Source organism: Virgibacillus salexigens (assembly GCF_014905415.1).
In the GTDB taxonomy this organism is placed as follows: domain Bacteria; phylum Bacillota; class Bacilli; order Bacillales; family Amphibacillaceae; genus Virgibacillus; species Virgibacillus salexigens.
In genome coordinates this window covers 1-299 of record NZ_BNEO01000163.1, presented here as the reverse complement: position 1 = coordinate 299, position 299 = coordinate 1, and the positions used below count along the sequence as shown (strand labels likewise).

General features: G+C 37.5%; 1 pseudogene. It reads right to left on the bottom strand.

The window, feature by feature from the left end:
• Positions 1-299 (bottom strand): annotated as a pseudogene (locus JKP73_RS22685) (hypothetical protein); the annotation flags it as partial.

The window sequence follows — 299 nt, the reverse complement described above, 5'->3', positions numbered from 1 at the left end:
TCCTTATTCACTTCTTCAGCAAGCTCAGAAGATGAATGATGGATCTTTGCTGTTTTTTCTCGCTCGTTAACTGCTTCCATGATGGAGGTTGCTATTTCAACCTCAACTTCTTGCTCAAGTAATTGATTATATACTACTTGAAAATCAACTGGGTATTGGATACCTTGAAGCGTAGATTGAAGTGAAAGCTTTTTTACTTGTTGTAATTCCTCTAATACATTTGAGTTAGATTCTTGTTTTGGTTCCTTCGCCAGCCGTTTCTCTGCAGTCAATCCATCTTGACGGGTTTGGTTATAAAT